We start from the raw sequence: 18108 nt of genomic DNA, 5'->3' as shown, positions 1-18108 counted from the left end.
GCGGCTCCCCGCACGGCGCCCCATGCCGCCTCCAAAGCGACCGGCGGGGCCAGCTCAGGAATGGTCGTGGCGCCACTTTGCTCACAGGCGGCAATGATGATGTCCCGCCAGCGCGCCAGACGCTTGCCTTCGCGCGCTTCACTCAGTTGCACTACCCCATGGCGGCAGGCCACCGGTTGAATCCGCCGCACCCCGAGTTCTACCGCCTTCTGCAAACTCCAATCCCAGCGCTCCCCCCGGGTCAGGGGCAAAAAGACCTGAATAGCCAAGGGCGAGAGCGTCACCTGCAAGTGGCGCCCGGCAATCTCCAGCAACGCCATCCCTGAAGACACCCCGACCAGAGTGGCGTGATAAACAGCGCCATCCCCATTAAACAAGGTAAGCGGCTGCTCATTTCGGGCGCGCAACACCTTGAGCAAATGGTGGCTGGGCCCGGCGGGAAGCAAAAAAGGTCCGCTTTCAGGGAGATTGGAATCGGCGTATAAGTGAATGCGTGGCATGAGGTCTGGCATTGAGCAGGAGAACACGGGTGGGATTATATCATCGTGACGCTGGCGTGGGTGACACATGATCAAAGACACCGATTGCCGTCGCCCCCCCGTCTGGCAGACACGGTCCGGACTGGTTCCGGCCTGGATTTACAATCAGGCCCTCATTCTGCAACATGCCGCCCCAGGTCCCGTTTTCATCCCCTTGCGCTATGTCTCGGTCATGGCCATCCTGATGGAGCGGGAGTGGGTGTTCTGCGACTACATCGGCGGGCGCATTGCGGTCAGCGTTTGGCACCACTTCGCCACCCGGTCCCGGGACGACCTGCACGAGGGCGTGACCTGCCAGATGGATCTTTTCAGCCCGGAAGGGGAAGAGATACTGCGCCGCCTGCCCATGGAATTTCATCAGGCCTTGAACAACGCCGTCAAAAAGTCCGCAGAAAAAAGGCGCCACCCTGCTCAAGTGATCGCTCTGGATACCCAGCTGCGTCGGGGCCAAAACCCAGAGACTGAGCACTAAGACGCGTACCGGAGACAACGCCCATGACACCAGAAATCGATCAACAATGGGTGGGCAAACTGCTGCGCACCAGTGCCGAACGCTTCATTCTACCCCGTTTTCACACCGTCGGCGCCAGCCGTAAACCCGATGGCAGCATTGTCACCAGCGCCGATATTGATAGCCAGAATTTTTTGCGGGACATGCTCGCCGCCCGTTACCCCGATATTCCCCTGCTTGGCGAAGAAATGAGCCATGCCGAACAAGCCCGCCTGTTGCAGGAGGCGGATATGCTCTGGTGTCTGGACCCCCTCGACGGCACGAGCAACTTTGCCGCCGGTGTCCCGGTATTCGGCATTTCCCTGGCCTTGCTGCAAGGCGGGCGGTCCATGCTTGGCTGGGTGTACGACCCAGTGCGTGCCGAGCTTTTCTCCGCGGCACAGGGTGCGGGTGCATACATGGATGGCGTGCCCCTGGCGGCTCGTCAAGCACCGAAGCTTCGACACTGTGTCGGGGTCGTCGACTACAAAAGACTCAGCCGCCCCCTCGCCCTGCGCCTGATTAACGAGCGCCCCTTCCACAGTCAGCGCAACTTCGGTGCCTCCGTCCTGGAGTGGTGCTGGCTGGCCGCCGGCCGCTATCATTTCTATCTGCATGGCGCCCAGCAACTCTGGGATCGCGCTGCGGGTGCCCTGATTCTCTATGAAGCGGGCGGGCGGGCCACGCAACTTAATGGCGACGATCTGAGGGAAGATGATCTGCCGCCACGCTCTATCCTCGCCACCCTCGACCCCCAACTCCACAAAAGCTGGAGACGATGGCTGGAAACCACCGCCGAGTTCCCAAATGCGGCCCTTTGATTTATGCTAAAACGATTATTGTCTTCTACTAATCCATCTCTGAAGGAAAAACCCCATGGCCTCCATTGGTAATCTCGCATTGTCCCTGCTTCCCGTTACTGAATCTGCGGCCCGCGCCGCCAGCAGTTGGATCGGTCGGGGAGAAAAGGAACTCGGCGACGGTGCTGCAGTGGATGCCATGCGCGCCGCCATTGCCCAGGTCCCCATGCGTGGCCTGGTCATCATCGGTGAAGGTGAAAAAGACGAAGCCCCCATGCTCTATAACGGTGAGGTGGTAGGCTCGGGCACCGGCCCGGAGGTAGAGATTGCGGTTGACCCCGTCGAAGGCACCACCTTCCTGGCTCAGGGCATGCCCGGCTCTATCTGCGTACTGGCGGCGGCCCCTAAAGGCAGCATGTTCCAGCCCGGTCCGGCCTATTATATGGACAAACTGATTGTCCCGGCCCCGGCCCGCGGTAAAATTGATCCTGCCGCACCGATGAAGGACAAGCTCCACGAGCTGGCCCGCGCCCTCGGCAAAGAGGTCCGCGAGCTGCGCATTTTCCTGCTCAAGAAGCCCCGCCACGAAGCCATGATCCGCGAGATCCAGGCGGCCGGTGCTACCGTGCGCTTACAGACGGACGGTGATGTCAGTGGTGGCATCATGGCCGCCCTCGGCACCAAGGTGGATGCCATGATGGGCATAGGCGGCACCCCGGAAGGCGTCATTTCCGCCTGCGCCGCCCGTGCCATGGGTGCCGACATGTTTGGTTGCCTGTCGCCGCAGAAACCTGGCGAAGCCGAAGCCGTCGCCGCCGCCGGCCTCAAAGCCGGGCAGTGGTTGAGCCGCGATGAACTGGTGTCCAGCGATGATGTGCTGTTCGTGGCTACAGGCCTGACTTCCGGCGACATCCTCGATGGTGTAACCCGTTCCCATTATTTCGTAGAAAGCGAGAGCCTGGTCATTTCCGGTCACGACGGCATCCTGCGCCGGGTCCGTACCCACCAGCGTATCGACTGATTTTTATTGATAAGGAGTGTTGTTTATGACCATCACCCGCACTGATCTGGCGAACGCTATCCGCGTTCTCACCATCGACGCCGTAGAAAAGGCCAAATGCGGCCACCCCGGCATGCCCATGGGCATGGCGGATATTGCCGAAGTGCTGTGGAACGACTTCCTCGTCCACAACCCGGCTAACACCCACTGGGCCAATCGCGACCGTTTCATTTTATCCAACGGGCACGGATCCATGTTGCAGTACGCACTCCTCCATCTCACCGGTTACGATGTCTCCATGGAAGACCTTGAGAACTTCCGCCAGTGGCACAGCAAGACCCCCGGTCACCCGGAATATCGCGACGCCCCTGGCATCGAGACGACCACCGGCCCGCTGGGTCAGGGGCTCGCCAACGGCGTCGGCATGGCATTGGCCGAGCGGATGCTGGCGTCGCAATTCAACCGCCCCGATCATGAGCTCATCAATCACTACACCTACGTCTTTCTCGGTGACGGCTGTCTCATGGAAGGCATCTCCCACGAAGTCTGCTCGTTAGCTGGCGTCTGGGGCCTCAACAAGCTGATTTGCTTTTACGACGACAACAACATCTCCATCGACGGCCATGTGGATGACTGGTTCAGCGATGACACCCCGGCGCGCTTCGAGGCCTATGGCTGGCATGTCATCCGCCATGTGGACGGTCACGATCCTGAAGCCATCAAAAAAGCCATCGTCGAGGCGCGCAAGCAAACTACCAAGCCAACCCTGATTTGCTGTAAGACCGTCATTGGTCATGGCTCACCCAACAAAGCGGGCACCCACGACGTCCATGGTGCGGCGCTGGGTGCGGAGGAAGTCGCCCTGACCCGCCAGAATCTGGGTTGGAGCGACAAGGCCTTCGAGATTCCCGAGGCGATCTACCATGCCTACGATGCACGCGCCAAAGGGGAATCAGCCGAGAGCGCCTGGCAAGAAAAATTTGCCAAATATAAATCCCTTTTCCCGAAAGAAGCCGCCGAATTCGTGCGTCGCCTGTCGGGCAAAGCCAGTGCGGACTTCGACAAGGCCATCGCCCGGCTCATCAGCGATTTCCGCAAGGAAGCGCCGAAGATCGCTACCCGCGTCGCCTCCGGCAAAACCATTCAGGGTATTGCTGCGACGCTGCCCGAGTTTCTCGGCGGCTCTGCCGACCTGACGCCGTCCAACAATACCCGCTGGAAAGAAGCCATCGACATCGGCAAGCATCGTCTGATGGGTAACTACATCCACTACGGTGTGCGCGAATTCGGCATGTCCGCCATCATGAACGGCGTTGCCCTCTACAATGGCTTCCTGCCCTTCGGCGGTACTTTCCTGATCTTCTCCGACTACAGCCGCAACGCCATTCGTATGGCGGCGCTGATGGGTATTCGGGTGGTCTACGTAATGACCCACGACTCCATCGGTCTGGGCGAAGATGGCCCCACCCACCAGCCCATTGAGCAGGTCAACAGCCTGCGCCTCATTCCCAACCTTCATGTTTGGCGCCCGGCAGATGCCGTGGAAACCGCCATCGCCTGGGAGTCCTCCGTCAAGCAGGAGCGGACACCATCCCTGCTGGCCCTCAGCCGACAGAATCTCCCGGCCCTGCCCCATACCGACGAAACCGTGGCCAACGCCCGCCGCGGCGGCTATGTGATCAAGGATGCCGAAGGCGGCAAAGCCGAGGGTATCCTCATCGCCACCGGCTCCGAAGTGGAGCTGGCGCTGGCGGCACAGGCCAAGCTGGCGGAGCAGGGCCATCCGGTGCGCGTGGTTTCCATGCCCTGCATGGACATCTTCGCGGCCCAGGATGCGGCATATCAGGAGAGTGTCCTGCCCAGCAACATCACCAGGCGGATCGCTATCGAAGCGGGCACCACGGGGCTCTGGTACAAATATGTGGGCCTGCACGGCGCGGTCATCGGCATAGATCACTTTGGCGCCTCGGCCCCGGCGCCGATTCTGTTCGAGAAATTCGGCTTCACGGTGGATAACGTCGTCGCACGTTTCCAGGCACTGTAAATATTTTTATTCCAAACATTTAAGGAGTTAACATTATGACGTTGCGTATTGGTATCAATGGCTACGGACGTATCGGACGGAATATCCTGCGGGCGGTATACGAAGCGAAGCGGACCGGCAAGGTCCAGATCGTCGCGGTTAACGATCTCGGAAGCCCCGAGACGAATGCCCATCTAACACAGTACGATTCCGTCCATGGCCGTTTCTTCTTACCGGTAAGCGTGGATGGCGGGGACATGCTGGTAGGTGACGACCGTGTCAAGGTACTCGCAGAACGTGATCCCTCCAAACTGCCTTGGGGCGATCTGGGTGTCGATGTCGTGTTGGAGTGCACAGGCTTCTTCGCCTCCCGCGAGAAGGCAGCCCTGCACCTCAAGGGCGGCGCCAAGAAAGTCTTGATCTCTGCTCCCGCCAAGGACGCTGTGGATCTGACGGTGGTGTACGGCGTCAACCACCAGTTGCTCGACCCGGCCAAGCACCACATCGTCTCCAACGGCTCCTGCACCACCAACTGTCTGGCGCCGCTGGCCAAGACCCTCAATGATCTCGCCGGCATCGAGGCGGGGACCATGAACACCATCCACTCCATGACCAATGACCAGCGCATTATCGACGTCTATCACGAAGACCTGCGCCGTGCCCGCGCTGCTGGCATGAGCATGATCCCCACCAGCACCGGTGCCGCCAAGGCCATCGGCCTGGTACTGCCGGAGCTGGCGGGCAAGCTGGACGGCTTCGCCATCCGCGTGCCCACGCAGAACGTCTCCCTCGTTGACCTCACCTGTATCGTCAACAAGGAAGTCTCCGTCGACGAAATCCATGCGGCCATGAAAGCGGCCAGCCAGGGCGCGCTCAAGGGTGTCTACGGCTACAACGACAAGCCCCTGGTCTCCATCGACTTCAACCACAACCCGCACTCCTCCACCTACGAGTCCTCCCTGACCAAGGTCAAGGGCAAACTGGTCAAGGTCTGCTCCTGGTATGACAACGAGTGGGGCTTCTCCAACCGCATGGTGGATACCGCCCTCGCCATGATGGGTCAGGCCCGCTGAGAGGAGGAGCCGCCATGAATATTTTGCGCATGACCGACTTGCCTTTGAAGGGCAAGCGCGTGTTGATTCGTGAGGATCTCAATGTCCCCATGAATGATGCGGGGGCTATTACCGATGACACCCGCATCCGCGCCAGCCTGCCCACCATTCGCGCCGCGCTGGACGGCGGTGCGCGGGTAATGCTGATGTCCCATCTGGGGCGTCCCAAGGAAGGTGTTTTTGACGAAAAGGCCAGCCTGGCCCCCATTGCCGCCCATCTCGGCCAGTTGCTGGGCCGCAAGGTACCTTTGGTGCGGGATTGGCTGGATGGCGGTAGGGATAGCCTCACCCGGCTGCAGGACGGTGATGTGGTCGTGCTGGAAAACGTCCGCTTCAATGCGGGCGAAGGCCAGGATGACGAAGCGCTTTCCAGGAAAATGGCCGCGCTCTGCGATATCTATGTGATGGATGCTTTTGGTACGGCCCATCGTGCCCAGGCCAGCACCCACGGCGTCGGCAGGTTTGCTCCCATCGCCTGCGCCGGCCCGCTGCTGGTCAACGAACTGGAGGCGCTCGCTAAGGCCCTGCAAAATCCCAAGCGTCCTTTGGTCGCCATTGTCGCCGGCTCCAAGGTCTCCACCAAGCTGACCATCCTCAAGTCCCTGGCGGACAAGGTGGATCAACTGGTGGTAGGAGGCGGCATCGCTAACACCTTCATCCTCGCCGCCGGTCATTCCGTGGGCAAGTCACTGTGCGAAGTGGATCTGGTGCCCGATGCCCAAGCCATCATTGCCGCCGCCAAAGCCAAGGGTGGCGACGTCCCGTTGCCCTCCGACGTGGTCGTCGCCAAAACGTTTTCGGCAACGGCCCCGGCACGGACTTGCGGCGTGGCCGAAATCGCCGCCGATGACATGGTGCTCGACATTGGTCCCGATACCGCCAAGGTCCTGGGCGATATTCTGCGTAAAGCAGGCACCATCGTCTGGAATGGCCCGGTCGGCGTGTTTGAGTTCGACGCCTTTGCCGGTGGCACGGAAGCCATTGCCCACGCCGTAGCCGAAAGCAGTGCCTTCTCCATTGCCGGAGGCGGTGACACCGTCGCTGCCATCAACAAGTTCAATATTGAAGACAAAATCTCCTATATCAGTACGGGTGGCGGTGCCTTTCTGGAATTCCTCGAAGGCAAGACCCTGCCCGCCGTAGCCATGCTGGAAGAACGTGCGAGAGGTAAATTCAATTGATACGCCGGACGAAAATCGTCGCAACCCTGGGTCCTGCCAGTTCCGATGTGCAGGTCATCGATCGCCTGATCGAAGCAGGTGTCGATGTCGTCCGCCTCAATTTCTCCCACGGCACGGCAGAAGAGCATATCCAGCGTGCCGACATGGTACGGGAAAGGGCGCGCGCCCATGGCCGTGCCATCGGTGTGTTAGCCGATTTGCAGGGACCCAAAATTCGTATCGGTAAGTTTGCCGAAGGCAAAATCCACCTCAAGGAAGGCGAGCCTTTTATCCTCGACACCACTTGCGCCCTCGGCGATCAGACGCGGGTGGGGGTGACCTATCCGCAACTGGTCGGGGATGTAGACCGGGGCGCGACCCTGCTGCTCAATGACGGGATGATCGTCCTCTGGGTAGAAAAGGTGCAGGGTCACGAGATTCACACCCGGGTGGTGCAGGGGGGTGAACTGTCCAACAACAAGGGCATCAACCGGGCTGGTGGCGGACTGACCGCGCCGGCGCTGACCGACAAGGACAGGGCTGACATTATTACCGCCGCGCGCCTGGAAGCCGACTATCTGGCGGTTTCTTTTCCACGCAGTGCAACAGACATGGATGAAGCCCGCCGTCTCTTCCGGGAGGCGGGCGGACATGGGGCAATGGTCGCCAAAATCGAGCGGGCCGAGGCGGTAGAGGCCATTGAAGAAATTCTCGCGGTCTCCGAAGTCATCATGGTGGCGCGCGGTGATCTGGGCGTTGAAATCGGCGACGCTGCGGTGCCCCCCGTGCAGAAGCGGATTATCGCCCTGGCGCAAAAATACAACCGCCTGACAATTACGGCGACACAGATGATGGAATCCATGATTCATCAGCCCATTCCTACCCGCGCTGAGGTATCCGACGTCGCCAATGCCGTGCTCGACGGTACCGATGCCGTGATGTTGTCTGCGGAAACGGCAAGCGGTGCATTCCCCGTGGAGGCCGTTGCGGCCATGGATCGAACTTGCCGCGAGGTCGAGCGGCAGGCACCCATCAACAATACCTTACAGATTCTCGACCGGCCACTGGACCGGATGGACGAAACCATCGCGGCTGCCGCGATTTTAGCCACCATGCGCTCCCCCATCGTCGCCATCGCGGCCTTTACCGAAAGCGGCTCCACCGCCTTATGGTTGTCCCGTGCCAATCCCCGTGTGCCGATCTACGCGTTAACGCCGCAGGTCTATACCCGGCGCAAGGTGACTTTGTATCGCGGGGTGCATCCGGTGAATTTTCCCCAGAGTCGCCATGATGATCCGGTGCAGGTCATGCGGGCGGCAGAAGACGAACTGCGACGACGCGGTGTCGTTCGCAATGGTGACCTGATCCTCATTACGATTGGCGAACCCATGGGTGCCTCCGGTGGTACCAACACCCTCAAGCTGGTGCGTGTCGGAGATGTGACGCACCGTGCTTAAATCTGTTTCTTTTTAGACCGTTACCGGGGCCCGCTTGCAGTTTACGGGGTCCCTCTATACGATTACCCGATACCAACCAATTTTCATTCACGTTTAGGAGAAGCATTATGGCCCTAGTTTCCTTGCGCCAGTTATTGGACCACGCCGCCGAGCACAGCTACGGAATTCCTGCTTTCAACGTCAACAACCTGGAACAGGTGCGCGCGATCATGGAGGCCGCTGCCGCCGTTGACGCACCGGTTATCCTCCAGGCTTCTGCCGGTGCCCGTAAATATGCTGGCGAACCTTTCCTCCGCCACCTGATTCTCGCCGCCATCGAAGAATATCCGGACATCCCCGTCGTCCTTCACCAGGATCACGGCGCCAGCCCGGCGGTCTGTATCCAGGCCATTCGCTCCGGCTTCTCCAGCGTGATGATGGACGGCTCCTTGCTGGAAGATGCCAAAACCCCCGCCAGCTATGACTACAACGCCACCGTTACCGCCAGAGTTGTGGAGATGGCCCATGCCGTCGGCGTCACCGTCGAAGGCGAACTGGGCTGCCTCGGCTCCCTGGAAACCGGCCTCGCGGGTGAAGAAGACGGTGTCGGTGCCGAAGGCTGCCTGACCCATGATCAGATGCTGACCGACCCGGAAGAAGCCGCTCTCTTCGTCAAGGCCACCAAGGTCGATGCCCTGGCCATCGCCATCGGCACCAGCCATGGTGCCTACAAGTTCACCCGGCCGCCGACCGGCAAGGTGCTGCGCATCGACCGCGTCAAGGAAATTCACGCCCGCATTCCAGATACCCATCTGGTCATGCACGGCTCCAGTTCGGTGCCCCAGGACTGGCTGAAGATTATTCACGAGTTCGGCGGCGATATCGGTGAAACCTATGGTGTACCGGTAGAAGAAATCCAGGAAGGCATCAAGTACGGCGTGCGCAAGGTCAACATTGATACCGACCTGCGCTTGGCGGCAACGGGCGCGGTGCGCCAGAGCCTGTACAAAAACCCCAAGAACTTCGACCCCCGCAAGTTCCTGACGGCCTCCATCGATGCCATGCGCGACATCTGCCGCCAGCGCTTCGAAGCCTTCGGCTGTGCCGGGCAGGCCAGCAAGATCAAGGTCATCCCGCTGGATACCATGTTCAAGCGCTACAGCAAGGGCGAGCTCGAACCCCGCGTTACCGGCGTTTAAAACACGCTATTGATCTGTTGGCTGGCGAGAGCGCATGGCGCTCTCGCCCTGTTTTGGAGGCAAAATGACCCAGTTCAAGATTTCTCCCTCCATCCTTTCGGCGGATTTCGCCCGACTGGGTGAGGAAGTGCGCGCCGTTGACGAGGCGGGTGCCGACTACATCCATATAGACGTCATGGACAACCATTTCGTCCCCAATCTGACCATCGGACCATTGGTGGCGGCAGCCATCAAGCCGCACACCCAAAAACCCTTGGACGTGCATCTCATGATCTCGCCGGTGGACAGCATCATTCCCGACTTCGCCAAAGCCGGCGCTGACATCATTACGGTGCATCCTGAGGCGACGCTGCATCTGGACCGGACCATTCAGTTGATCCACAGCCTGGGCTGTAAGGCGGGTGTCTCCCTCAATCCGGCCACACCGCTCAACGTGCTGGACTATGTGCTGGAAAACCTCGACCTGGTGCTGGTGATGAGCGTCAATCCCGGTTTCGGTGGGCAGAGCTTCATCGAGTACACCCTGCGCAAGATCGAGGCGATCCGCAAACGCATCGAGGCCACGGGCAAGGCCATCGAGCTGGAGGTGGATGGTGGTGTCAAGGTGGATAACGTGCGGCGGGTCGCCGACGCCGGCGCCGACGTCTTCGTGGCGGGCAGCGCCATCTACAACACGCCCGACTACGCCGCGACCATAGCCGCTTTCCGCAAAGCGCTGGCGGGCTGAACGATGGTGAAGCTGAACACCCGGCCATTTACAGCGCGCGTCGTCCTGCTCGATCTGGACGGCACGCTGATTGATACCGCACCGGACCTGGCCGGTGCGGCCAACCATGTGCTGCAAAAACTCGGGCGTGCGCCTGCCGAAATGCCGGTCATTCGTGGCTTCATCGGTAACGGCGTCCGTGAACTGATGCGTCGCGCGCTGGCGATCCACAGCGATCCCAGCGAAGCGGAACTGGATGCGGCGATGGTCGATTTCAGCCAGTACTACGGGGAGCATCTGCTGGACCACAGCGTGCTCTACCCGGGTGTCCGCAGCACGCTGGAAGCCTTACAAATACAGGGCCGCGAACTGGTGTGCATCACCAACAAGGCGGCGGCCTTCACCCTGCCGCTGCTCCAGCAACTGGACCTGTACGATTTCTTCGGGCTGGTCTTGTCCGGCGACAGTCTGCCGCGCAAGAAACCCGATCCATTACCCCTGACCCATACGGCTGAACACTTTCATCAGCCGGTGGAAAACTGCCTGTTGGTCGGCGATTCGCGTAACGACGCGCAGGCGGCGCGGGCGGCGGGCATGCCCATTGCCTGCGTGACCTACGGTTATAACGGCGACGAGCCAGTCCATTGCCTGGAACCCGACGCGGTACTGGACAACATGAGCGAATTATTGGATATTCTGGCGTAGCTTTGCGAGGAATCAGAGGTAGCATGCGGAAAACTCTGGGTTGTGAGAGGCGATGGCGTTGCTGCTGAAAGGCAGTGACTTCTTTTCCATCGCTCTAACGAGGTGATCCGTGATTCCAAAAGCAACCTTTGAGGCTTTGGCGCGCCAGGGCTACAACCGTATACCCCTTTCCCGTGAGGTCATCGCCGACCTCGACACCCCCTTATCAGCCTATCTCAAACTGGTCGATGGTCCCTATGCCTACCTGCTGGAATCTGTGCAGGGCGGCGAAAAATGGGGCCGTTATTCCATCATTGGCCTTCCGGCCCAGCAGATATTGCGGGTCACCAAGGGTGTCATCACCGTGCATGTGAACGGCGTCGAGACCGAGCGGGCGACGCCGACCGATCCCCTCGATTGGATCAGCAGCTTCCGCAAACGCTTTCGGGTGGCACCGGTGGAAGATGTCGGTGACCGCTTCAGCGGTGGCTTGGTCGGCTATTTCGGCTACGACATCGTTCGCACTATCGAGCCCCGCCTCGCCCGCAGCGCGCCCTTGCCCGACCCGCTGGAGCTGCCGGAGATACAGTTGCTGGTGGCCGACGAACTGCTGATCTTCGACAACCTGCGCGGCACCCTCCGTTTGCTGGTGCATGTCGACCCCGCCCAGCCTGATGCCTGGGAGCGCGGCGCCGCCCGCCTGCAGCAACTCCAGCAGCGACTGCGCGAGTCGGCGTTGCCGCCCCCGCCGCCGGTGCGCACCCGACACGTCCGCGAAGAAGATTTCAGCGCCAGCTTCAGCCGCGAGGGTTATATGGCGGCGGTGCGCACCATCAAGGCCTATATCGGCGCCGGGGATGTCATGCAGGTGGTGCCCTCACAGCGTTTGTCCACACCGCTGACGGCGCACCCCCTGGATCTCTATCGCGCCCTGCGCGGCGTCAACCCTTCCCCCTACATGTTTTATGTGGACCTGGGTGATACCCATCTGGTGGGCTCATCACCGGAGATACTGGTGCGCGTCGAAGATGATCAGGTCACGGTGCGCCCCATCGCCGGCACCCGCCCGCGCGGCAAGACCCGCGCCGAAGACGAGGCGCTGGAGCAGGAACTCCTCGCCGACCCCAAGGAGCGCGCCGAACACCTCATGCTCATCGACCTGGCGCGCAACGATGTGGGGCGCATTGCCGATACCGGCTCGGTGCAGTTGACCGATTCGTTCGGTATTGAGCGCTACTCCCATGTCATGCACATTGTCTCGCAGGTCACGGGACGATTGCGCCCGGAGCTGGACGCCATGGATGCTTTGCGAGCGACCTTCCCGGCCGGGACGGTCTCCGGTGCGCCCAAGATTCGCGCCATGGAAATCATCCGCGAGCTGGAGCCGGTAGCGCGCGGCGTCTATGCCGGAGCGGTGGGCTACTGGGGCTGGAATGGCAACATGGACACCTGCATCGCCATTCGCACCGCCGTCATCAAGGATGGCATGCTGCATATCCAGGCGGGCGGCGGCATTGTCGCCGACTCGGAGCCCGCGGCGGAGTGGGAAGAAACCATGAACAAACGCCGCGCCATGTTCCGCGCCGTAGCACTGGCCGAAAACGGCCTCGACCCCGAAGGGAGGGCAGATCATGTTGCTCATGATTGATAACTACAGACCATGAACGTCTTTCAAACCCACGCGGATATCGTCTCGGACTATGCCACCTACATCCGAAGCTTTCTGAAGATCGAAGATCCGGTGATTCGTCACACGGTCGAGGAAGCGCTCAACCAAGGCAAGCTCTGGCCGGAGCCTTTGCTCCAGTTCAACCCATCATTCGAGATGTATGGCAGCCTTGAAAAATTGGCACAGTCCGGGGATATACACCCCGATATTCGTGACATCTTCAAGGGCTACTCACTCTATAAACATCAGGTCGAGGCAATCCGGTTTGGCACGTCTGGCCAGGACTTCATTGTCACCTCCGGAACTGGCTCAGGGAAGTCCTTGACCTACATCGGGTCAATTTTTCATCACCTGCTGTCCAACCCGCAGGCCAAGGGTGTCACTGCGATCGTTGTTTATCCCATGAATGCTCTGATTAACTCGCAATTTGAGGAGTTTACCCGCTACAAAGACAACTACGAAAAGACCACGGGCAAGGCTTTCCCGATCAGCTTCGGGCAATACACCGGACAAGAAAAGGAAAACAAGCGCGCCGAAATGCGCGAGAACCCGCCGCAGATTTTGCTCACCAACTACATGATGCTGGAGTTGTTGCTGACACGCCTTCGCGAGCGGTCAGTCCGCGATGGGATATACGAGAACCTCCATTTTCTGGTCTTCGACGAGCTTCATACCTACCGCGGCAGACAGGGGGCTGATGTGGCGATGCTGATCCGGCGCATCCGAGCCCGTTGCGCGAAACCGGTGGTTTGCATTGGCACATCGGCGACCATGGTTTCCGTGGGCTCGCTTGCAGAACAACGCGCGGAGGTCGCCAAAGTCGCGACCAAACTGTTTGGCAAGCCGTTCGCTTCAGAGCAAGTCATCAATGAAACACTCGCCCGCTCACTCGACTACAACGGATTCTTGCCGTCGCCCGACGCGCTGGCTCAGGCAGTTGACGCCGGAATTGACCAGAACGCAGATGCCGACATTCTGAAATCTCATCCAGTTGCCGTGTGGCTTGAAAATGCCGTAGCACTCGAAGAACGAGAAGATCGCCTAGTACGAGGAAAGCCGCAGCGCCTGTCGGCCATGGGTGCGTCGCTTTCCCTCGCGTCGGGGAAGCCCGCCGATGCTTGCCTGGTTTTCCTACAGCAACTCTTGCAGTGGATTAGCGCCGTCAATCAGCGAATGCAAGCGGCCGGGCAGCGCTACACGCGGTTGCCATTCAAGCTTCATCAATTCATCTCGCAAACCGGCTCCGTCTATACAACGCTCGATCAGGGCGAAAACCGTTTCATCACGCTTGAACCCGGTGTGTACAAAGCCGATGAGGAAGACAAAAAGCCGATTTTTCCGAACGTCTTCAGCAGGGCCAGCGGACATGCATTTATTTGTGTGTCCAGGATGGGGAGTCACCTTGAGCCCCGCGAATTCCGGGAGAGCTCGGATGAGGATTCTCAAGCAACAGATGGTTACCTGATCGTGGGTGACGATATTTGGGACCCGCTGGAAGACACCGAACTGCTTCCAGACGCATGGGTACGCCAGACCAAAACTGGACCCGTGCCGGACTCAAAGAAAAAGCCATTTTTCCCGATCAAGCTCTTTTTCAATGAACTGGGCGAGTGCTCGGAATCGAAGCCCCTGAAATGGTGGGGCTGGTTCATGAAGGCGCCGCTTCTATTCGATCCAACGGCAGGCATCTTTTACGACACCAAAACCAATGAAGGAACCAAGCTGACGAAGCTGGGCAGCGAAGGCCGCAGTACATCAACCACCATCACCGCCTTCTCCATGCTCAATAGGCTCAGCGATGCCGCATACCGGCAGGAGGACCAGAAACTCCTCAGTTTCACCGACAACCGCCAGGATGCCGCATTACAGGCCGGGCACTTCAATGATTTTGTTCAGGTGGTCCGCCTGCGCGCCGGCATCCGCAAGGCGCTTGAACTGGCACCGGACCAAACCCTGACCTATGCAACGCTCGGCGAGGCCATTTTCAGGGCGCTTGCCGTGCCATTCACGGAATTCGGCAACCGCAACGAAGAGCCCCAGTTCGCCTCTGTCCGGGATGACTACGAACGCTGCCTTCAGGATTACCTGCTGTACCGCGCCATCGCGGACTTGCGCAGAAGCTGGCGGATTGTTCTCCCCAATCTTGAACAGTGCGGTCTGCTCACCGTCACCTATGCTGACCTTGATCGCCGTGCGGCCGATGCCGCCTGGAACGGCTTTCCTCTGATCGGGGACATGAACCTTGAAGACCGCAAAGCGTTCATCAGCACAATCCTCGATTTTTTCCGCCTCGAATACGCCATTCACAGCGAAAACTACCTGACGCAGTCCAAGATCAAGGAGTACGAGAAGCACTTTCGGGAAATGCTGCGGGCGCCCTGGACGCTGGACCGGAACGAGGAGCTTCGTGAGCCGTTCTTCGTCCGTTACGATCCGCTCCACAAATCGGTACGGTTTTCCTCGAAGAGCATGGGGCCGGCCAGTGCCCTGGGCAAATTCATCAAGCTCTACGCCCGTCAGAACGACATCGACATTGACCTGAAAGGCCAGAATTATCGAATTTTCATCGAGCGGCTGATGGCCATACTCGAACAGGCCGACTTTCTCAAATCGCAGATCGCCCGTAACGCGAAAAATGAAGAGGTGCCTGTCTATCGCCTGCGTCTTGAAAAAATAGTGTGGCAATTCGGCGATGGCGAGACGGTGAAGGCGGACGTCATCAGGCAGCGCTCCTACAAGAATCAAGCACCTCGTCCCAATCTTTTTTTCCGTAGTCTTTATTCACGGGATTTTTCCAAAGTGAAGCGCTTGCGTGGTGAAGACCACACCGGGCAATTGAGCACGGATGTCCGCATCGCGCGGGAAGACCTGTTCCGCGAAGGAAAAATCAGTGCTCTGTTCTGTTCGCCGACGATGGAACTGGGCATCGATATTCGCAACCTCAGCGTTGTGCATATGCGCAATGCGCCGCCCAACCCGGCCAACTATGCGCAGCGATCCGGACGCGCCGGGCGAAGCGGGCAGGCCGCGCTCGTCTTCACCTATTGTTCCAGCTACTCTCCGCATGACCGCCACTACTTCAAGGAGCAAACCGATCTTGTCGCCGGTGCGGTCATGGCTCCCAGGCTGGATCTTTGCAATCGTGAATTGTTGGCCTCGCACCTGAATGCGTTGGTGGCCTCGGAAATCGGTATGCCCGGCCTCGACGATGTGGGAACCGGCAAGCCATCCATCATGCATCTGATTGTCGACGACAACGACAGGATGCCCTTGTCGAAAGAGGTTCGCTCCGGCCTTGAGATGACGGCAACTACATTTAACGACATCAAATCGACCTTCAAGCGCACCATTCGCGACTTTGAAGGCGATCTCGTAGCCAATGGCTCGACCTGGTATTCCGATCAATGGATCGAGCAGAATCTCTCGAAGGTTGCCGATAACCTTGACGATGCGTTGGTACGCTGGCGCAGGCTCTATCGTTCGGCCCGAACGATCCTCAGCCGTGCCACACAGACGATCGACAGCGGAACACTCAGCCTCGGCAGTGACGAATATCGCAAGCACAAGCGCAATCAGGATCAGGCGACGCGCCAGCTCGATCTGCTGCGTAACGATCTCGCCGGGCGTTCCAGCGAATTGTCCGAGTTCTACCCGTATCGCTATCTGGCATCGGAAGGTTTTTTGCCTGGTTACAACTTTACCCGGTTGCCACTCCGAGTATTTCTGCCCAGCGGCGACTCCACCGGGGAGTTCATTTCCCGCCCGCGCTCAATTGCGCTGCGGGAGTTCGGGCCGATGAACATCATTTATCACAATGGCCGGAAATACCAAATCCGCCAACTGGTCATCCAGGACGCCGAATCGGCGTTGACCGAAGCCAAGGTCAGCAGTAAGACGGGCTATTTCATGGTCGGCGATGCTGCCAAGGACAGCACCTGCCCATTCTCCGGGATTGACCTTTCCGACAATGCCTTCAAGGAACACCTCCATGATCTGATGGAGATGGCTGAATCGCGTGCAGAAGAAATCGACCGTATATCCTGCGAAGAAGAAGAGCGCGTTTCCCGTGGCTATGAAATTCGTACCTATTTCTCGGTCGACGGCGGGCACATTGATCGCGTTCGCAAAGCCATTGCCACGTCGACCGAAAACGCCCTGTTGAATCTGCGCTATGTTCCGGCGGCACGGCTGATTCACGTCAATACCAAATGGCGCTCACAGAAAACTGAAGGTTTCCCCATCGGCCTTATTTCTGGCGACTGGCGCAGTTCCATGCCGGATACCAGCGCAGAAGCGAATGCCAACCTCAAGGAAGATTTCCGTCTCGTCAAACTCTGGACATCCAATCTTGCCGATGCCCTTTATATGGAACCGATCTACCCGCTCGGCTTGAAACCCGACGGCGTCATCACCTTGCAGCATGCGCTCAAGCGTGCCATCGAACGGGTCTTTCAGGTCGAGCCGAACGAAATAGGTGTGGTTACCATCGGTGACCCGGAGGCTCCCAACATCCTGCTGTTTGAAGCGGCAGAAGGCAGTCTCGGCATCCTGTCGCAATTCGTCGAAGACGTAAATGTCTTTCACAATGTCATCAATCAAGCCATCGCCCTATGTCGTTTCGACGACGTTACTTACAAAGGCCCGGCGAGTTACGACGACCTGCTCAGCTACTACAACCAGCGCGACCACAAGATCATCGATCGTCATCTCATCAAGGATGCGCTGGAGAAGCTGCGCATCTGTTCGATCGAGATTCAAACCAACACGGGTTTCAGCAGTTACGAAGAGCAATACCAGGCGCTACTGCGCGGTCTTGATCCAAACTCATCGACCGAACTCAAGTTCATAAACCATCTCTACCAGAACGGCCTGCGACTGCCCGATGCCGCACAGAAGAGAGTTGATGGCCTATACGTCCAGCCGGATTTCTACTACGAGCCCCGACTCTGGGTCTTCTGCGACGGCACTCCCCATGACGAACCTGCCGTGAAGGAAGGTGACGAAGCCAAACGTCAGGCCATCTTGGCGCGCGGTGACGAGGTTTGGGTTTACTACTACCAGGACGACCTCGCTGGTATTGTTGCGGCCCGGCCGGATATCTTCAGGAAAGTGCGATGACGGCTTTTTCGCAATCATCTCTGCAACCCGGCAAGCTCGTCACCTTACGCGGGCGCGACTGGATCGTGCTGCCCTCGGAAGATCGCGATCTCCTGGTCGTCAAGCCGCTCGGCGGGTCGGACGACGAGATCGCCGGCATCTATCTGCCACTCGCCATTGAAAGCGATCGGCG

General features: G+C 59.2%; 13 protein-coding genes. 12 read left to right on the top strand and 1 reads right to left on the bottom strand.

The window, feature by feature from the left end; translation table 11 throughout:
• On the bottom strand, positions 1-446 hold a 446-nt coding region (locus HF921_RS03915; RefSeq protein ID WP_264318182.1), incomplete at its 3' end, for an RsmE family RNA methyltransferase.
• Between the two features lie 121 nt (positions 447-567).
• Here HF921_RS03915 and HF921_RS03910 point away from each other — a divergent pair.
• From HF921_RS03910 to HF921_RS03855, 12 genes are all read left to right on the top strand, one after another.
• Positions 568-1011 (top strand): hypothetical protein, encoded by a 444-nt coding sequence (locus HF921_RS03910; RefSeq protein WP_215893344.1) that lies wholly within the window; start codon positions 568-570, stop codon positions 1009-1011.
• Positions 1012-1034: 23 nt separating this feature from the next.
• Positions 1035-1850 (top strand): inositol monophosphatase family protein, encoded by an 816-nt coding sequence (locus HF921_RS03905; protein WP_064219098.1) that lies wholly within the window; start codon positions 1035-1037, stop codon positions 1848-1850.
• A gap of 55 nt (positions 1851-1905) precedes the next feature.
• On the top strand, positions 1906-2850 hold the full coding sequence (gene glpX, locus HF921_RS03900) for a class II fructose-bisphosphatase (RefSeq protein WP_064219099.1): 945 nt from the start codon (positions 1906-1908) through the stop codon (positions 2848-2850).
• 25 nt (positions 2851-2875) lie between these two features.
• On the top strand, positions 2876-4873 hold the full coding sequence (gene tkt, locus HF921_RS03895; protein ID WP_215893343.1) for a transketolase: 1998 nt from the start codon (positions 2876-2878) through the stop codon (positions 4871-4873).
• Between the two features lie 35 nt (positions 4874-4908).
• On the top strand, positions 4909-5925 hold the full coding sequence (gene gap / locus HF921_RS03890; protein WP_064219101.1) for a type I glyceraldehyde-3-phosphate dehydrogenase: 1017 nt from the start codon (positions 4909-4911) through the stop codon (positions 5923-5925).
• 14 nt (positions 5926-5939) lie between these two features.
• Entirely contained in the window at positions 5940-7145 is a 1206-nt protein-coding gene (locus HF921_RS03885; protein WP_215893342.1) for a phosphoglycerate kinase, read from the top strand.
• Positions 7142-8581, top strand: a complete 1440-nt coding sequence (gene pyk / locus HF921_RS03880; RefSeq protein WP_215861122.1) for a pyruvate kinase — start codon at positions 7142-7144, stop codon at positions 8579-8581. The genes HF921_RS03885 and pyk overlap by 4 nt, the downstream gene beginning before the upstream one ends.
• A gap of 107 nt (positions 8582-8688) precedes the next feature.
• A complete protein-coding gene (gene fba, locus HF921_RS03875; RefSeq protein ID WP_064220361.1) occupies positions 8689-9759 on the top strand; it encodes a class II fructose-bisphosphate aldolase in 1071 nt (356 codons plus the stop codon).
• 64 nt (positions 9760-9823) lie between these two features.
• Positions 9824-10486: a ribulose-phosphate 3-epimerase gene (rpe, locus tag HF921_RS03870; protein WP_014027690.1), complete on the top strand. Its 663-nt coding sequence runs from the start codon at positions 9824-9826 to the stop codon at positions 10484-10486.
• Between the two features lie 3 nt (positions 10487-10489).
• Positions 10490-11170, top strand: a complete 681-nt coding sequence (locus tag HF921_RS03865; RefSeq protein ID WP_064220362.1) for a phosphoglycolate phosphatase — start codon at positions 10490-10492, stop codon at positions 11168-11170.
• A 109-nt stretch (positions 11171-11279) separates the two neighbouring features.
• The gene (gene trpE, locus HF921_RS03860; RefSeq protein WP_215893341.1) at positions 11280-12797 is read left to right on the top strand and encodes an anthranilate synthase component I; all 1518 of its coding nucleotides are present in this window, start codon (positions 11280-11282) and stop codon (positions 12795-12797) included.
• Between the two features lie 12 nt (positions 12798-12809).
• A complete protein-coding gene (locus HF921_RS03855; RefSeq protein WP_215893340.1) occupies positions 12810-17936 on the top strand; it encodes a DEAD/DEAH box helicase in 5127 nt (1708 codons plus the stop codon).
• The last annotated feature ends 172 nt before the right edge of the window (positions 17937-18108 follow it).

The organism is Acidithiobacillus ferriphilus, from assembly GCF_018854775.1.
Taxonomy (GTDB): Bacteria; Pseudomonadota; Gammaproteobacteria; order Acidithiobacillales; family Acidithiobacillaceae; genus Acidithiobacillus; species Acidithiobacillus ferriphilus.
Note: the sequence above shows the minus strand (reverse complement) of the source record. Positions and strands in the feature narration are given on the sequence as shown.

Bases quoted from the DNA above. Each gene is read 5' to 3' on its own strand.
- HF921_RS03910 (WP_215893344.1), top strand. From the start codon at position 568: ATGATCAAAGACACCGATTGCCGTCGCCCCCCCGTCTGGCAGACACGG.
- HF921_RS03905 (WP_064219098.1), top strand. From the start codon at position 1,035: ATGACACCAGAAATCGATCAACAATGGGTGGGCAAACTGCTGCGCACC.
- glpX (WP_064219099.1), top strand. From the start codon at position 1,906: ATGGCCTCCATTGGTAATCTCGCATTGTCCCTGCTTCCCGTTACTGAA.
- tkt (WP_215893343.1), top strand. From the start codon at position 2,876: ATGACCATCACCCGCACTGATCTGGCGAACGCTATCCGCGTTCTCACC.
- gap (WP_064219101.1), top strand. From the start codon at position 4,909: ATGACGTTGCGTATTGGTATCAATGGCTACGGACGTATCGGACGGAAT.
- HF921_RS03885 (WP_215893342.1), top strand. From the start codon at position 5,940: ATGAATATTTTGCGCATGACCGACTTGCCTTTGAAGGGCAAGCGCGTG.
- fba (WP_064220361.1), top strand. From the start codon at position 8,689: ATGGCCCTAGTTTCCTTGCGCCAGTTATTGGACCACGCCGCCGAGCAC.
- rpe (WP_014027690.1), top strand. From the start codon at position 9,824: ATGACCCAGTTCAAGATTTCTCCCTCCATCCTTTCGGCGGATTTCGCC.
- HF921_RS03865 (WP_064220362.1), top strand. From the start codon at position 10,490: ATGGTGAAGCTGAACACCCGGCCATTTACAGCGCGCGTCGTCCTGCTC.
- HF921_RS03855 (WP_215893340.1), top strand. From the start codon at position 12,810: ATGAACGTCTTTCAAACCCACGCGGATATCGTCTCGGACTATGCCACC.